At 68.5% G+C, this 15,616-nt stretch carries 14 protein-coding genes; 7 read left to right on the top strand and 7 right to left on the bottom strand.

The genetic code is table 11. The annotated features are described in order from the left end of the window. Positions 1-2 precede the first annotated feature (2 nt). Complete coding sequence (locus tag ABLE38_RS07475) at positions 3-389, top strand: hypothetical protein (RefSeq protein ID WP_348973527.1); 387 nt, start codon at positions 3-5, stop codon at positions 387-389. Positions 390-605: 216 nt separating this feature from the next. On the opposite strand, the gene ABLE38_RS07480 is transcribed toward ABLE38_RS07475, so the two are convergent. The 3 genes from ABLE38_RS07480 to ABLE38_RS07490 all read right to left on the bottom strand — a co-directional run bounded on the left by ABLE38_RS07480 (position 606) and on the right by ABLE38_RS07490 (position 2,442). Further along, on the bottom strand, positions 606-1,058 hold the full coding sequence (locus ABLE38_RS07480; RefSeq protein WP_348973528.1) for a hypothetical protein: 453 nt from the start codon (positions 1,056-1,058) through the stop codon (positions 606-608). A gap of 56 nt (positions 1,059-1,114) precedes the next feature. Further along, entirely contained in the window at positions 1,115-2,110 is a 996-nt protein-coding gene (locus ABLE38_RS07485; RefSeq protein WP_348973529.1) for a ligase-associated DNA damage response exonuclease, read from the bottom strand. 71 nt (positions 2,111-2,181) lie between these two features. After that, the gene (locus ABLE38_RS07490) at positions 2,182-2,442 is read right to left on the bottom strand and encodes a hypothetical protein (protein ID WP_348973530.1); all 261 of its coding nucleotides are present in this window, start codon (positions 2,440-2,442) and stop codon (positions 2,182-2,184) included. 147 nt (positions 2,443-2,589) lie between these two features. On the opposite strand from ABLE38_RS07490, the gene ABLE38_RS07495 reads away from it, so the two are divergent. Genes ABLE38_RS07495 through ABLE38_RS07510 form a run of 4 tightly spaced genes read left to right on the top strand, consistent with a single transcriptional unit; the run spans position 2,590 to position 8,769 of the window. Then, a complete protein-coding gene (locus ABLE38_RS07495) occupies positions 2,590-3,750 on the top strand; it encodes a S8 family serine peptidase (protein ID WP_348973531.1) in 1,161 nt (386 codons plus the stop codon). A gap of 44 nt (positions 3,751-3,794) precedes the next feature. Beyond that, positions 3,795-6,209 carry a ligase-associated DNA damage response DEXH box helicase gene (locus ABLE38_RS07500; protein ID WP_348973532.1) on the top strand — a complete coding sequence of 805 codons (2,415 nt, stop codon included), beginning with the start codon at positions 3,795-3,797 and terminating at the stop codon, positions 6,207-6,209. Positions 6,210-6,260: 51 nt separating this feature from the next. Continuing rightward, entirely contained in the window at positions 6,261-7,289 is a 1,029-nt protein-coding gene (locus tag ABLE38_RS07505) for a retroviral-like aspartic protease family protein (RefSeq protein ID WP_348973533.1), read from the top strand. A 46-nt stretch (positions 7,290-7,335) separates the two neighbouring features. Continuing rightward, positions 7,336-8,769 carry a mannitol dehydrogenase family protein gene (locus ABLE38_RS07510; protein ID WP_348973534.1) on the top strand — a complete coding sequence of 478 codons (1,434 nt, stop codon included), beginning with the start codon at positions 7,336-7,338 and terminating at the stop codon, positions 8,767-8,769. Between the two features lie 244 nt (positions 8,770-9,013). Here ABLE38_RS07510 and ABLE38_RS07515 read toward each other — a convergent pair whose 3' ends face one another. The 4 genes from ABLE38_RS07515 to ABLE38_RS07530 all read right to left on the bottom strand — a co-directional run bounded on the left by ABLE38_RS07515 (position 9,014) and on the right by ABLE38_RS07530 (position 13,913). Next, a complete protein-coding gene (locus ABLE38_RS07515) occupies positions 9,014-10,114 on the bottom strand; it encodes an ATP phosphoribosyltransferase regulatory subunit (protein WP_348973535.1) in 1,101 nt (366 codons plus the stop codon). A 186-nt stretch (positions 10,115-10,300) separates the two neighbouring features. Further along, positions 10,301-11,878 (bottom strand): phosphoglycerate dehydrogenase, encoded by a 1,578-nt coding sequence (gene serA / locus ABLE38_RS07520; protein ID WP_348973536.1) that lies wholly within the window; start codon positions 11,876-11,878, stop codon positions 10,301-10,303. A 135-nt stretch (positions 11,879-12,013) separates the two neighbouring features. Further along, a complete protein-coding gene (locus tag ABLE38_RS07525; protein WP_348973537.1) occupies positions 12,014-13,174 on the bottom strand; it encodes a phosphoserine transaminase in 1,161 nt (386 codons plus the stop codon). 115 nt (positions 13,175-13,289) lie between these two features. Further along, on the bottom strand, positions 13,290-13,913 hold the full coding sequence (locus ABLE38_RS07530) for a hypothetical protein (RefSeq protein WP_348973538.1): 624 nt from the start codon (positions 13,911-13,913) through the stop codon (positions 13,290-13,292). A gap of 74 nt (positions 13,914-13,987) precedes the next feature. Between ABLE38_RS07530 and ABLE38_RS07535 the strand changes: the two genes are divergently transcribed. Next, on the top strand, positions 13,988-14,668 hold the full coding sequence (locus tag ABLE38_RS07535; RefSeq protein ID WP_348973539.1) for an extensin family protein: 681 nt from the start codon (positions 13,988-13,990) through the stop codon (positions 14,666-14,668). A gap of 36 nt (positions 14,669-14,704) precedes the next feature. Continuing rightward, positions 14,705-15,613 (top strand): LOG family protein, encoded by a 909-nt coding sequence (locus ABLE38_RS07540; protein ID WP_348973540.1) that lies wholly within the window; start codon positions 14,705-14,707, stop codon positions 15,611-15,613. Positions 15,614-15,616: the final 3 nt, after the last annotated feature.

A 15,616-nucleotide genomic window follows, 5' to 3' on the forward strand; every position in this document is an offset into this window, starting at 1 on the left:
CGATGTCCGCCGAATTCTCCTTCGACGTCGATCCCGCGCGCAGCCTTGTCCGTATCCGGATGAGCGGCTTCTTCGCGCCCGAAGACATCGCTGCGTTCCTGGCCGCACGCACCGAGGCGCATGCCCGGCTCACCTGCGGGCCCAACCAGCATTTCACGATCAATGACCTGCGCGACATCAAGATCCAGGCGCAGGAAAGCGTCGAGCTGTTCCGCGACTTGCTCGCCGATCCCGCCTATCGCTCGCGCCGCCTCGCCTTCGTGATCGGCAAGACGCTGGCGCGCACCCAGCTCCAGCGCGCGCTCGACCGGCGCTGCGCGCGCTGCTTCGACGATCCCTGGGCAGCCGAGGCCTGGCTGTTCACCGGCGAGGATCGCGCCGCGGCCTGATCCGCCCGCTTGCAATGTAGGATTTCGCCTGCTTGGCTCGCGCGGCCGGCTTTGCTGCCGGCCGCTCTTTGATGCCGTAGGAAATATAGGATCGCACCTGCGATGCGCCCGCGCAGCTTCGTTGCGCCGGGCAGGGAGTGGCGCGCGCCCATGAATGTCGCGGCTTTTGTGACCTTCCGCGGCCGCCGGACCGATTCGCGGCCCGGCGCTGTTGGATCAGTTCGCCGGCTTGTTCGCGCCCGCCACCATCGCGTCGAAGTCCTTCTTGGTCAGCGCGAGCAGCAGTCCCTTGTTGTTCTTGCCGAACGCCTCGAGCGGCACTTCGACCTTGCCCGCGTCCGCAACGACGACGGCGGCCGACATGCTGACCGACTCGATCTTGCCGAGCACTACGCCCTTCGAGTCATGCACCTCGCCGCCGGCGAGGATGTCCGCCGGCTTGGCCGGTACCGCGCGCGTCGCCTTGGCCTTTTCCGCGGCCAGCCGCTCCTCGCGCACCGCCTTTTCGAGGTTCGCCGCGCTGTCGTCCGGTCCCCGGAGCTCGGGAGCGTCGACCGAGCCGACCAGCACCGGCATGCCCGGCCCGCCCGACGCCTGCTGGGCCTGCGCCGCCCCTGCGCCGAGCGTCAGTCCCGCGGCCAATGCCGCCAGCTTCACTGCCTTCATCATCGCTCTCCCTCTTGTCTTTTGCCGGCAATGGTATCGCTACCAGCGGCGGGAGGCAATCAATCGTCCTCGTCCTCGAACCCGGCGAGATCGAGCGCGCGGGCCTTGACCTGGTGGAGGCGGCACCAATGGACGAGCGCATCCTCGCGGCCATGCGTCACCCACACTTCGCGCGGCTCCAGTTCCTGGATCGTGCGCGTCAGCTCGTCCCAGTCGGCATGGTCGGAGAGGATCAGGGGCAGCTCGACATTGCGCTGCCGGGCGCGCTGGCGCACCCGCATCCAGCCCGATGCCATCGCGGTGATCGGATCGGGCAGCCGGCGCGACCAGCGGTCGTTGAGCGCGCCAGGCGGGCACAGGATGATCCGCCCCTGCAGCTCGGCCTTGGGCACGCCGGTGGCGGGGCGCAGCTCGCCCAGCGCGACGCCCTGCTCGACATAGAGGTCGCAGAGCCGCTGGAGCGCGCCGTGGATGTAGATGGGATCGTCGAACCCCATCGCGCGCAGCTCGCCGATCACCCGCTGCGCCTTGCCCAGCGCATAAGCGCCGACCAGCACGCAGCGGTCCGGATTGGCGCGCAGCGCGGCGAGCAGCTTGTCGATCTCGTCATGCGTCTCGGGATGGCGGAAGACGGGGAGCCCGAACGTCGCCTCGGTGACGAACACGTCGCACGGCACCGGCTCGAACGGCGCGCAGGTCGGATCCGCGCGGCGCTTGTAGTCGCCCGAGACGACGATCCGCTCGCCGCGATGCTCGAGCACGATCTGCGCGGAGCCGAGGACATGGCCGGCGGGGACGAAGCGGATGTCGATGCCGTGCATGGTGATCCGCTCGCCATAGTCGACCGGGTTGCCCGCCTGCGGGCCGTAGCGCGCTTCCATGATCGCCAGCGTCTGCGGCGTCGCCCACACCGCCTCGTGCCCGCCACGGGCATGATCGGCATGGCCATGGGTCACCAGCGCGCGGCGCACCGGCTGGGAGGGATCGATCCAGATATCGGCCGCGGGCAGATAGATGCCCGTGGGCCGCGGATCGATCCAGTTTCCCAATGCCATGGGGGCAATATGCGTGGGCCGCTCCCGAGTTCCAACCGGTTCGGAAGCAGCCTCGCGCGACCCGGCAGGCCTCAGCCCGGGCAGATGGCGCCGTGCGCCGCGTCGCCCGCCTTGATGATGATCCCGATGATCAAGCCCAGCCCGGGCACCAGGTTGCCCAGCACCTGGAGCACCTGCTTCACGACGCCCCAGTTGTCGCAGAACAGCTGTTTGACGTCGGAGATGCCCTCCGGCGCGATCGGCGCCCCTTCGACATGCGGGGCGTCGACGGCGAGCGCTTGTGCCACCGCGGCCAGCGCAGCCTGGCGATGCGCGTCGGTAAAGTCGGTCATGATGCTTCCTTTCGCTCCGGGGGCGGCGTCGGCCGCCCGCGCTTTCCCAGTAGCGTCAGGGCATGCCGGACAGGCGTGACGGCGGTCACGCGCTCGCCGGGCCGGCCGGTGGCAGGTTTCCCCCCGATCAATCGGAGGAGACCTGCCATGCCTGAATATTCAGTCCTTTCGGTGCCCAAGGCCGAGGCTCCGGCGACGTTGGACTTCGCAGTCGAGTCCGTGGGGCAACCCGCCACCCCCAAGCTCGATCGCCAGACGCTCACGCCGTTCGAAGCGGTCGTGATCGAGCAGCAGGAGGAGGTCCAGGTCGTTGCCCGGCGGATGCCGATCCGCTTGATCGAACCGCGCGACGTGGCACCCGGCACGGCCGGCGACACCGCCTGGGGCCTCGACGCGATCGGCGCGCTGCAATCGAAGTTCACCGGCGCGGGCGCAGTCGTCGCGATCCTCGATACCGGCATCAAGGCGGGCCATCCGGCGTTCAGCGGTATCGAGATCGTCCAGGAGGATTTCACCGGCGAAGGTAACGGCGACTGGCATGGCCATGGCACGCACTGCGCCGGCACCATCCTCGGCCGCGATGTCGACGGCACCCGCATCGGCGTGGCGCCCGGAGTGACCAAGCTGCTCGTCGGCAAGGTGATCGGCGAGAAGAGCGCCGATTCGACCATGTTGTTCGACGCGATCGACTGGGCCGTGCGGGCAGGAGCCGACGTGATCTCGATGTCGCTCGGCATCGATTTCCCGGGCTATGTCTCACGGCGCATCCTGATCGACAAGATGCCGACCGAGGCCGCGGTCTCCGATGCGCTGGAAGCCTATCGGAACAATCTGCGGATGCTCGACGCGATCATGGGGATGATCCATGTCGGCGGCAATTATGGTCGCGATGCCGTAGTCGTCGCCGCCGCCGGCAACGAGAGCATGCGCCCGCGCTACAAGATCGCCGCCTCGATCCCCGGCGCCGCGCTCGACGTCGTTGCCGTCGCGGCGATGCAGCCGGACCCCGCGGGAGGCTACGGTGTCACCAGCTTCTCGAACAGCCTGCCGCAGCTCGCCGCCCCCGGTCTGGAGATCCTGTCCGCCGATGCCAAGACCGACAAGCTCATCAAGATGAGCGGCACGAGCATGGCGTGCCCGCACGTCGCAGGGGTCGCCGCGCTGTTGTGGGAGGCCCTGACGAAGGAAGGCCTTGAGCCGACCGGCGCCAATATCAAGGCCCGTCTCCTCGCGACCGCAAAGCGCGACAAGATCGTCGCCGGCACGACGGGAACCGATATCGGCCAGGGCATGGTTGCCGCGCCCTAGGCTCGACGGCTTCTCCCGGCCGGGATCGGGCCTATATCGGGGAGGTGTCCGCGCCCGACCTTCCCCAACCGCTTGCTGACTGGTTCGCCGCCCGCGGCTGGGCGCCGCGGCGCCACCAGCGCGAGATGCTCGAAGCGGGGCGCCGGGGCGAGCATGCGCTGCTCGTTGCCCCCACCGGCGCCGGCAAGACGCTGGCCGGCTTCCTGCCGACGCTGGCCGAGCTGATCGACGAACCCGCCGACGGGTTGCACACGCTCTACATCTCGCCCCTCAAGGCGCTGGCAGTGGACGTGCAGCGCAACCTGCTCACGCCGATCGAGGAAATGGGCGTTCCTATCCGCGTCGAGACACGCACCGGCGATACCCCCTGGGACAAGAAGGTCCGCCAGCGCGCCCGGCCGCCGCAAGTCCTGCTGACCACGCCCGAATCGCTCAGCCTGCTGCTGTCCTACGAAGACAGTCTGACGATGTTCGCCGGCCTGAAGACCGTAGTGATCGACGAGGTCCATGCCTTCGCCACCGGCAAGCGCGGCGACCTGCTGGCGCTGGCGCTGGCCCGGCTCCAGCGCCTCGCCCCCAACCTGCGCCGGGTAGCGCTGTCGGCGACGGTGGCCGACCCGGACGGCTACCGCGCCTGGCTCGCCCCCTATGGCGACATCGACAAGGTGACATTGGTCCAGGGCGAGAAGGGCGCCGAGCCCAATATTGCCATCCTGCTGCCGGAGGACAAAGTCCCCTGGGCGGGTCATTCGGGCAGCTATGCGATCCCGCAGGTCATGGCCGAGATCGAGCTGCACAGGACGACGATCGTCTTCTGCAACACCCGCGGGCTCGCCGAGCTGGTCTTCCAGCAGCTGTGGAAGGTCAACGAGCTCAAGCTGCCGATCGGCGTGCATCACGGCAGCCTCAGCCTCGAGGCCCGGCGCAAGGCCGAGCAGGCGATGGCCGACGGCCAGCTGCGCGCGCTGGTCGCCACCGCCAGCCTCGACCTCGGCGTCGACTGGGGCGACGTCGACTGCGTGATCCAGATGGGGGCGCCCAAGGGCTCCTCGCGCCTGCTCCAGCGCATCGGCCGCGCCAACCACCGGCTCGACGAGCCCAGCGAGGCGGTGCTCGTCCCCGGCAACCGCTTCGAATATCTCGAGGCGCGCGCCGCACTGGATGCGGTCGAGCAGGGCGAGCTCGACCCCGACATCTTCCGCCCCGGCGCGCTCGACGTGCTCGCCCAGCACGTCATGGCCTGTGCCTGTGCGGCACCCTTCCGGCGCGACGATCTGCTGCACGAGATCCGCGCAGCATTGCCCTATTCGGCGCTCACCGACGAGGTGTTCGACCGCGTCCTGAGCTTCATCGCCGACGGCGGCTATTCCCTGCGCGCCTATGACAAGTTCAAGCGCCTGACCCATGGCAAGGACGGGCTGTGGCGGGTCACCACGCCTGCCTTTGTTGCGCAGCATCGGTTGAACGCCGGCATCATCGTCGAGGCGCCGATGATGGAGGTGCGCTTCAAGAACGGGCGCCGGCTCGGCAAGATCGAGGAGGCGTTCGGCACCCAGCTCTCGCCCGGCGACACCTTCGTCTTCGCCGGCATGGCGCTGGAGGTCGAGCGGGTCGAGCTGACCGAACTGGTTGTCCGCGCCACCGCCAAGCAGGCGCGCTACGTCTCGTACATGGGCGCCCGGCTGGCGATCACCACGACGCTGGCCAACCGCGTCCGCCGCTATCTGCACGACCGCAGCGAATGGCTGCGCTTTCCGGCGGACGTCCAGGAATGGCTCGGCGCCCAGGCCCGCCGCTCGGCGATCCCCGCCCCCGGCCAGCTGCTCGTCGAGACCTTCCCGCACGAGGGCAAGCACCACATGGTGGCCTACAGCTTCGAGGGCTGGAACGCGCACCAGTCGCTTGGCATGCTGATCACGCGGCGGATGGAGGCGCTGGGGCTGAAGCCGCTGGGCTTCGTCGCCAACGACTATGCCCTGGCCGTCTACGGCCTGGAGAAGATCGAGGACCCGCGCGTGCTGTTCTCGCCCGACATCCTCGAGGACGAGTTCGTCGAATGGGTGCAGGGCTCGGCGCTGCTGAAACGCGCATTCCGCGAAGTGGCAATCATCGGCGGCCTGGTCGAGCGGCAGCATCCGGGCAAGAAGAAGACCGGGCGCCAAGTCACCTTCTCTACCGACCTGATCTACGACGTGCTGCGCAAATACGAGCCCGACCATCTGCTGCTGAGCGCCGCCTGGGCCGATGCCCGCGCCCGGATGACCGATGTCGGGCGGCTCGGCCATCTGCTCGACACCGCCGCCGAGACGATGCTCCATATCGACCTGCCCCGCGTCTCGCCGATGGCCGTGCCGGTGCTGATCATGATTGGCCGCGAGAATGTCGCGCAGGGCATGACCGAGGACGCGCTGCTGATGGAAGCGGAGAACATCGCGGCGGAGGCGATGCGGCTCGACTAGAAACAATCCAGACAATTGCTGCGCAGCATCGGAAGGTGTACCTTCACAAGCATGAACAGGCTTGCAGCGCTTCTCCTGCTCCCGCTGGCCGCAACCGCCGGAGCGCGTGACCTCCCCCAGGATCCGAGCGAGCGCGTCCCGCCGCCCCAGGATCCGGCGCTCACCTTCCCCACGCCCGAGAATGTCGAGGCGACGCTGCTCGCACTCGGCGAGATCGACAAGCGGCTGACGGTGCCGGTTGCAGTGGGCAATGAGGGGCCGTTCAACTTCATCATCGACACCGGCGCCGAGCGCACCGTCGTCTCGCGCGAGCTGGCCGGATCGCTGCGGCTCGGCGCAGGAGCACCGGTCAGGGTCACTTCGATGACCGGCAGCAGCACGGTCAACACCGTGGTGGTGCCCGACCTCGTCATCAAGTCGATCGGCGAGCTGCACACGATCGTCGCCCCCGAGCTCGAGGCGCGCAACCTGGGCGCGGTGGGCCTGCTCGGCATCGACACGCTGCGCAACCACCAGGTGACGATCGACTTCGAGAAGGGCACGATGGCGGTACGCCCCAGCGTCAAGCGCAAGAACACGGTCAGCCGCGACCCCGACGAGATCATCGTCACCGCCAAGAACGTGTTCGGCCAGCTGATCGTGACCGACGCCTATTACAACAATACCCGCATCCAGGTGGTGCTCGACACCGGCAGCCAGGTGACGATGGGCAACAGCGCGCTGCGCAAGCGGATCGGCCGGGCGGCGGCCAAGCCCGAGCGCATCCAGCTGACCAGCGTGACCGGCGACCAGACCATCGCCGACTACAGCTCGGCGCCGTCGATCCAGATCGGCGACGTCAAGTTCGGCGCGATGCCGATCGCCTTCGCCGATGTCGCGCCGTTCGAGCGCTTCGGGCTGATGCACCGCCCCGCGCTGCTGCTCGGCATGGACGCGCTGCGCAGCTTCCGCCGCGTCGACATCGACTTCCCCAACCGCCAGGTCCGCTTCCTGATGCCGCTGGGCTCGCGCTCGCGCCAGCCCCCCACCGGCACGCGGATCCGCGGCTCGGAGACCGCCGCGCCGATCCGCGCCTTCTGACGGCGCGCCATTGACTTTGGCCCGTGCGCGCGGCTTGACCACGCGCATGATCAGCCTTTCGCGCGCCGCCCTCGCCTCGCTTTCCGCCACCGTCGCGCGGCCCGGCCATGACCCGGCCGCGATCCGCACCGGCGTGGTCCATTTCGGCCCGGGCGCCTTCCACCGCGCGCACCAGGCGGCGTATTTCGACCGGGTGCTGGACAGCGATCCGCGCTGGGGCATCGCCGCGGTCTCGCTGCGCAGCGCCGGCACCGTCGACGCGCTCAAGGCGCAGGACGGACTCTACACGCTGGCGGTGATCGACCGCGAGCCGAGCACGCGCATCATCGCCGCGCATTCCGATGCGATCGGCCCCGGCGAAGGCGCCAAGCTGCGCACCCTGCTCGCCGATCCGGCGATCAAGCTCGCGACCAGCACAGTGACCGAAAAGGGCTATTGCCTCGCCGCCGACGGCAGCCTGGACTTCAACCACTCCGACATCGTCCATGACCGCGCCCGGCCGAGCGAGCCGGCGAGCGTGATCGGCTGGATCGTCGCGGGCCTGGCCGATCGCCGCGCCGCCGGTGCGCCGCCCTTCGCGATGCTGTGCTGCGACAACATGACGGGCAATGGCGGCAAGCTCCGCGCCGCCTGCGTGTCGCTCGCCCGCGAATGGGACGCGGGCCTTGCCGACTGGATCGGCGCCGAAGTCGCCTTCCCCGATTCGATGGTCGATTCGATCACCCCGGCGAGCGACCCGGCCTTCCTCGCCAGGATCGCCGAGCAACTGGGAGTCACCGACCAGGCGGCCGTGCAGCGCGAGCGCTTCACCCAATGGGTGCTGCAGCGCTTCAACCCCGCCGACGGCCCAGACCTGGCCGCCGCGGGCGTGACGCTGACCAACGACGTCCAGGGCTATGAGCAGGCCAAGCTGCGCATCCTCAACGGCGCGCATTCGAGCCTCGCCTATATCGGCCTGGCGCTCGGCCATGAGACGGTGTTCGAGGCCGTCAGCGATCCTGCGCTGGGCGGCTTTGTCGACCGGCTGATGCATGACGACATCGCCGGCGCGCTCAAGCCCGTCGAAGGGCTCGACGTGCAGGGCTATGCCGATGCCGTGCTCGGCCGCTTCCGCAATCCCGCGATCCGCCATCTGCTCAGCCAGATCGCCTGGGACGGCTCGCAGAAGCTGCCCTATCGCCTGCTCGACACGGTCCGCGACCGGCTGGCGGCGGGGCAGGACGTGGCGCGGCTGGCGGTGCCGGTGGCGGCGTGGATCGCGTTCCTGCATCGCAAGGCGCAGCTCGGCGAGACAATCACCGATCCGCTGGCAGACATGCTCGCCGGCGCGGCTTCGGGGAGCGACCCGGCGGCTGCCGTACTGGCGCTGCGGCAGGTGTTTCCGGCGCAGCTCGCCGAGGATGCGCGGTTCCGCGATGCGGTGGTCGCAGCGGTGCCGGCGTTCCTCGAGGGTCGGGCAACGGCGCTGCTGGCGCGCTGATCCTACAGCGGCAGAGCGGGCGACTCGGCAAAGTTCACGACGTTCACGCCTGGAGCGCGTTTCCGGCGCGCTTGGGTTGACACTGTTCCCGGAAACGCCCCGCATCTCGCAGCTTTGTTGCGCGGCGCTGGTCCTATATTTCCTACAGTTCGAAAGAGCGGCCGAGCGAGGTTCGACCGCAAAAGCCAAGCAGGCGAAATCCTACATTGCAAGCATGGAAGCAGCTTGGGGAATCAGGCGGCGCTCAGACCGCCTGCGGTGCCCCGTCGCGCAGCACATGCGTGCAGAGCTGCGCCTCGGGCGTGTCGTCCTCCTCGAGCCCGGCGACGGTGACCCAGCCTTCCGCGCGCAGCTTGGCGGCGATGCCCGCGGGCGTGCCGAGCGGCAGGAACAGGCGCTGGCGGTCGCCCGCGCCGATGCCGGCATTGAGGATCGGATCGGCATAGAGCGAGAAGCCGACCGCGGCTTCCTCGCGGCCGTTGCCGTGGAGGATCGTATAGGTGCCGCCGCGCCCGATCTCGCCGCGCACGCCCCGCGCGAACAGCGAGAAGCCGAGCCAGCTCTGATATTCGAAGCCGTGGCGCTCGGTCGGGTCGAGGGTGAGCGCGGCCTGGCCCTGGATGCGCTCGGCAATCGCGGCGAGGCCGTCGAGGCGCGTGGCGAGCGCCTTGCCCGCGTCGATCGCGCGCAGCCGCTCGATCGCGGCATCGAACGGACCAGCGGCTTCGATCAGCGGCAGGTAGCGCGCATCGATCGCGGCAACACCGGCGGCGTCCTTGGCATCGAGGCGCTCCCGCAGCGTGGCGAGCTGGGCAGGGGTGAGGCTGTCGCCGGCCAGGCAATCGACCAGGTCGGGCAGCGTGAAATCGAGCGCGATGCCTTCGACGCCGCCGGCCTGCAGCGCCTCGATCGCGACGCGCACCACTTCGGTGGCAGCGGCGACGGTATCGAGGCCGATCAGCTCGGCACCGATCTGGCGGGTGGCGCGCAGCGGATCGAGCTCGGAGGCGGAGAGCTTGATCACCGGGCCGGCATAGGAGAGGCGCACCGGGCGCGGATGGTGGCCCATGCGGGTGGCGGCGATGCGGCCGACCTGGGCGGTGAGATCGGGGCGGATCGCCAGCGTGCGCTGCGAAACCGGATCGACGAAGCGCACTGCGTCGCGCATCGCACCGGCGGCCTTGAGGCGCGCGCTCAGTTCGTCGGCGAATTCGGCAAGCGGCGGATCGACCTGCTCATAGCCATAGCCGCGCGCAACGCCGAGCACGCGGGACTCGAGGCGTGTCGCGGCATCGGCCGCGGGGGGGAGGCGATCGTGAAAGCCTTCGGGAAGGAGGCCGCTCATAGCTCAACCTTCGTGTCGCCCTCACCCTTCCCACTCGGCTTCGCCGAGCGGGCCCCTTCCCTCTCCCAATGGGAGAGGGAGGGAGGCGCGAAGCGCCGGAAGGGTGAGGGTGGATAGGAGATCATGCCGCCGCCTCTAGACCAAACCGTCATCCCGACGGAAGTCGGGATGACGGGAATTGTGTCGTCAGAACGCCAGCGCCATCGCAGTCTTCACGCCCGGGAGGGCGCGGACCTTGGCGATCAGGTCGGCATTCACTTCGTCGTCGACCGAGAGCAGCAGCACCGCCTCGCCGCCGGCGTTGCGGCGGCCGAGGTGGAAGGTGCCGATGTTGACGCCCGCCTCGCCCAGCGTGGTGCCGAGCCGGCCGATGAAGCCCGGCGCGTCCTCGTTGACGATGTAGAGCATGTGACCGGCGAGATCGGCCTCGACCTTGATGCCGAACAGCTCGACCAGGCGCGGCGCGGCATTGCCGAACAGCGTGCCCGCGACCGAGCGATCGCCCTGCGTGGTGCCGACGGTGACGCGGACCAGCGTGTGGTAATCGCCCTCGCGATCATGCCGGACCTCGCGCACGTCGAGCCCGCGCTCCTTGGCGAGGAACGGCGCGTTGACCATGTTCACCGTGTCCGAATGGACGCGCATCAGCCCGGCGAGCACCGCGCCGGTGATCGGCTTCTGGTTGAGCTCGGCGGCTGCGCCCTCGACCTCGATCGCGATGCTGCCGAGCTCGCCATGCGCGAGCTGGCCGACCAGGCTGCCGAGCTTCTCGGCCAGCGCCATGTAGGGCTTCAACCGCGGCGCTTCCTCGGCCGACAGGCTCGGCATGTTGAGCGCGTTGGTGACACCGCCCGAGACGAGGAAATCGGCCATCTGCTCGGCGACCTGGATCGCGACATTGACCTGCGCCTCGGTGGTCGAGGCGCCGAGGTGCGGCGTCGAGACGAAGTTGGGCGTGCCGAACAGCGGATGCTCCTTGGCGGGCTCGACTGCGAACACGTCGAGCGCGGCACCGGCGATATGACCGCTCTCGAGGCCCTGCTTGAGCGCCGCCTCGTCGATCAGACCGCCACGCGCGCAATTGATGATGCGCACGCCGCGCTTGGTCTTGGAGAGATTCTCGGCCGAGAGGATGTTGCGGGTCTGGTCGGTCAGCGGGGTGTGCAGCGTGATGAAATCGGCGCGCAGCAGCAGGTCGTCGAGGTTGACCTTCTCGACGCCCATCTCGATCGCGCGCTCGGGGGTAAGGAACGGATCGAAGGCGACGACCTTCATGCGCAGGCCGATCGCGCGGTCGGCGACGATCGAGCCGATATTGCCGGCGCCGATCAGGCCGAGCGTCTTGCCGGTGAGCTCGACGCCCATGAAGCGGTTCTTCTCCCACTTGCCGGCCTGGGTCGAGGCGTCGGCCTCGGGCAGCTGGCGGGCGAGCGCGAACATCAGCGCGATGGCGTGCTCGGCAGTGGTGATCGAGTTGCCGAAGGGCGTGTTCATCACGACGATGCCCTTGGCCGACGCCGCGGGGATATCGACATTGTCGACGCCGATGCCGGCGCGGCCGATGACCTTGAGGTTGGTCGCGGCCTCGAGGATTTCCTTGGTCGCCTTGGTCGAGCTGCGGATCGCCAGGCCGTCATACTCGCCGATGATCGCCTTCAGCTCTTCGGGGGTCTTGCCGGTGATCTCGTCGACCTCGACGCCGCGCGCGCGGAAGATCTCGGCCGCCTTGGGATCCATTTTGTCGGAAATCAGTACCTTGGGCATGGATTTGCTCCTGCTTCGCTCCCTCTCCCCTCCGGGGAGAGGGCTGGGGAGAGGGGAAGTGTGTCTTGAAAATCGTGCGTCTGGAGAGGTCGCAGGCGTCCTGCCTCTCTCCCCGATGGGGAGAGGCTTAGAAGGTCAGCCGGCCTTGGCTTCGGCATAGGCCCAGTCGAGCCAGGGGCCGAGCGCCTCGATATCGGCGGTATCGACGGTGGCGCCGCACCAGATCCGCAGGCCCGGCGGGGCGTCGCGATAGCCGGCGACGTCGTACGCCGCGCCTTCCTTCTCGAGCAGGCCGGCGAACTTCTTGATGAAGGCTTCGTCGGCACCCTCGACGGTGAGGCACACGCTGGTCTTAGAGCGGATGCCGTGCAGCTCGGCGAGATGACCGAGCCAGGGCCGTGCCGCGACGATCTTGTCGAGCGCAGCGGCATTGGCGTCCGAGCGGGCGATCAGCCCTTCGAGCCCGCCCAGGCCCTTGGCCCATTCGAGCGCGAAGATCGCGTCCTCGACGGCGAGCATCGACGGGGTGTTGATCGTCTCGCCCTTGAACACGCCCTCGGCGAGCGCGCCCTTGGAGACGAGGCGGAACACCTTGGGCAGCGGCCAGGCCGGGGTGTATTCGGTGAGCCGCTCGACCGCGCGGGGACCGAGGATCAGCACGCCGTGCGCACCCTCGCCGCCCAGCACCTTCTGCCAGGAGAAGGTGGCGACGTCGATCTTGTCCCAGGGCAGGTCGTAGGCGAACACCGCCGAAGTGGCGTCGGCGAAGGTCAGGCCCTCGCGGTCGGCGGGGATCCACTCGCCGTCGGGCACGCGGACGCCGCTGGTGGTGCCGTTCCAGGTGAAGAGGACGTCGGTCGACCAGTCGAGCGCATCGAGATCGGGAAGCTGGCCGTAATCGGCGCGGACGACGTTCGGTTCGAGCTTGAGCTGCTTGACGGCATCGGTGACCCAGCCCTCGCCGAAGCTCTCCCAGGCGAGCGTCGTTACTTCGCGGGCGCCGAGCATCGTCCACATCGCCATTTCGAAGGCGCCGGTATCCGAGCCGGGCACGATGCCGATGCGGTGGGTGTCGGGAAGGCGGAGCGCCTCGCGCATCAGGTCGATGCAATATTGGAGGCGGGTCTTGCCGATCTTCGAGCGGTGCGAGCGGCCGAGCGAGTCGGTGGCGAGCTTCTCGGGCGACCAGCCGGGAGGCTTGGCGCAGGGACCGGAAGAGAAATAGGGACGCGCCGGCTTGGTGGCGGGCTTTGCGACAGGCGCAAGGGTGGCGTCGGCGGCAGTCGAATCAGTCATATAGTCTCTCCTTACAGAGAGCGCGCGCGGCGTTGGGACCGCGTGGCCCGCCGACGGCCCTAGCGGCGGTTTCGGGAATGTCAATTCGGGATGTTGCGGCGCAATAATGTTGCGCTCAGGGCTTGGTGCAGCCCGCGATCATCGCATCCACCGCTGCGTTAACATCGCTGACGGGCACGGCGAACTCGGTGTGGTCATAGCCGGTCCAGGGCACGACATAGTCGAACTGGAGGTCGCGCAGCGCTTCGAAGCTCCTGGCGATCTTCTTGCGGCTGAGATTGCCCGGGCGCCACCTGCCGCCTTCGCGCCAGACGAAATCGGCGGTGAACAGGATGCGCGCGCCCGCGACCGTGGCGAGCGTCGAGAATTGCCCGGCGGTGTGTCCCGGCGTGGGGACCAGCAGCAGCTCGCCGGCGATCTCGGTGCGCGCGAAGGGCAGGACATGATCGATCTTCACGGCGTGCGAGCGATGCGCCATCGCCTCGGCCTCGATCGCGCTGCAATAGACGGTGGCGCCGAAATGCTCGGCGATCTTGTTGGTGAAGTCGCCGCCGAGATGACGGTCGCTGATCACCACCGTCTTCACGCCGCCCAGCGCGGCGATCGCGTCGAACGAATCGCCGATCGAGCCGGCGCAGGGGATGAAATTGCCCGCGGGATGGCGGACGAAATGCGCATAGCCGAAGCCCTTGCCGCCATTTTGCGGCACCGCGAACACACCAGGGAGAATTTCCTGCACTGCACTGCCTCCTGCCCGACGATCCGCATAGAATGTTCGTGCGCGGCGCACCATATCGCGGCTAGCCTGCGCGCATGCGGTTCCGGCTCCTCAGCGCCCTCGTGCTGCCCGTCCTCCTCGCAAGCTGCGTATTCGGCGGCGACGATCGGCCCGCGCCGGCGCCGATTCGCCCGCGCAGCTCGGGGCCGATCACGCTGAACGGCCCGACGCCGCGCGACGTGCAGCAATGTTTCGCCGACCTCTCCCGCGAACGGGTGCGCTACTCCGCGCTGCCTGACCGCGATTTCGGCGGCGGCTGCATCGTCACCGGGGCTGTGCAGCTGCTCGACATCGGCGTGCCGGTGACCGGGCTCAAATCGATGAAATGCGGGTTGGCGCGCAGCTTCACCGCCTGGGTGCGCTTCGCGGTGGCGCCGGCGGCGCGGCAGATCCTCGGCAGCGACCTGGTCCGCGTCGAGACCTATGGCACCTATTCGTGCCGCGGGATCATCGGCGGCAGCGCGGCGACGGTGAACCGCATGTCCGAGCACGGCCTCGCCAATGCGGTCGACGTATCGGGCTTCGTGCTGGCCGACGGGCGGCGCATCACGATCGAGCGCGACTGGCGCACGGACGACCAACAGGTGCGCGGCTTCCTCGAGACGATCCACGGCTCGGCCTGCAAGCGCTTCGCCACGGTGCTGAGCCCCGACTATAACGCGGCGCACTACAACCATCTGCATCTCGACATGGGGAGAGGTCCCTTTTGCCGCTGATTGCAGCGAGCGCACGATCGGCCTAAGCCGGGCTAAATGAGCGACACGAAAGTTCCGAGCCGCGTCTTCCGCCCTGCGCATCAGGAAGTGCAAGACGCCAACACCGCCAGCGGCACCCCGCAGACCGAACACCCCGCCTACCGGCTCGCCTTCCAGGATCTCGACTTCCTGCTGCGCGAAGACCTGCGACCGATCCGCTTCCAGCTGGAGCTCCTGAAGCCGCAGCTGACGCTCGACGAGGCGCACATCAAGTCGACCTTCGTCATCTACGGCTCGGCGCGCATTCCCGAGCCGAGCAAGGCGACCGCCTTGCTCGACCTGGCCGAGACGCCGCAGCAGAAGATCATCGCCGAGAGGCTGATCGAGAAGTCCAAATATTATGACGTGGCCCGCGAGCTGGGCCAGCTCGCCTCCAACTTCCCGCTCGACGAAGCGGGGAACCGGCACTTCGTCGTCACCTCGGGCGGCGGCCCGTCGATCATGGAAGCGGCGAACCGCGGCGCGCGCGACGTCGGCGCGGACACGATCGGCCTCAACATCCTGCTGCCGCACGAGCAGGCGCCGAACCCGTACGTCACTCCGGGCCTGTCGATGCAGTTCCACTATTTCGCGCTCAGGAAGATGCACTTCCTGCTGCATGCCCGCGCGGTGGCGGTGTTCCCGGGCGGCTTCGGCACGTTCGACGAATCGTTCGAGCTGCTCACGCTGATCCAGACCGGCAAGATCGCGCCGATCCCGGTGCTGTTCTACGGCAGGGACTTCTGGAACCGCGTCGTCAATTTCGAGGCGCTGGTCGAGGAAGGCGTGATCTCGCCCAAGGACCTCGACCTGTTCCACTTCTGCGAGACCGCCGAAGAGGGCTGGCAGATCGTCCAGGACTTCTGGAAGGGCAAGGACCATACGGTGATCCCGCGCCCGCGCCCGGGCATCGACAAGCCGGAATAACGC

The organism is Sphingomonas sp. KR3-1 (assembly GCF_040049295.1).
Taxonomy (GTDB): Bacteria; Pseudomonadota; Alphaproteobacteria; order Sphingomonadales; family Sphingomonadaceae; genus Sphingomonas.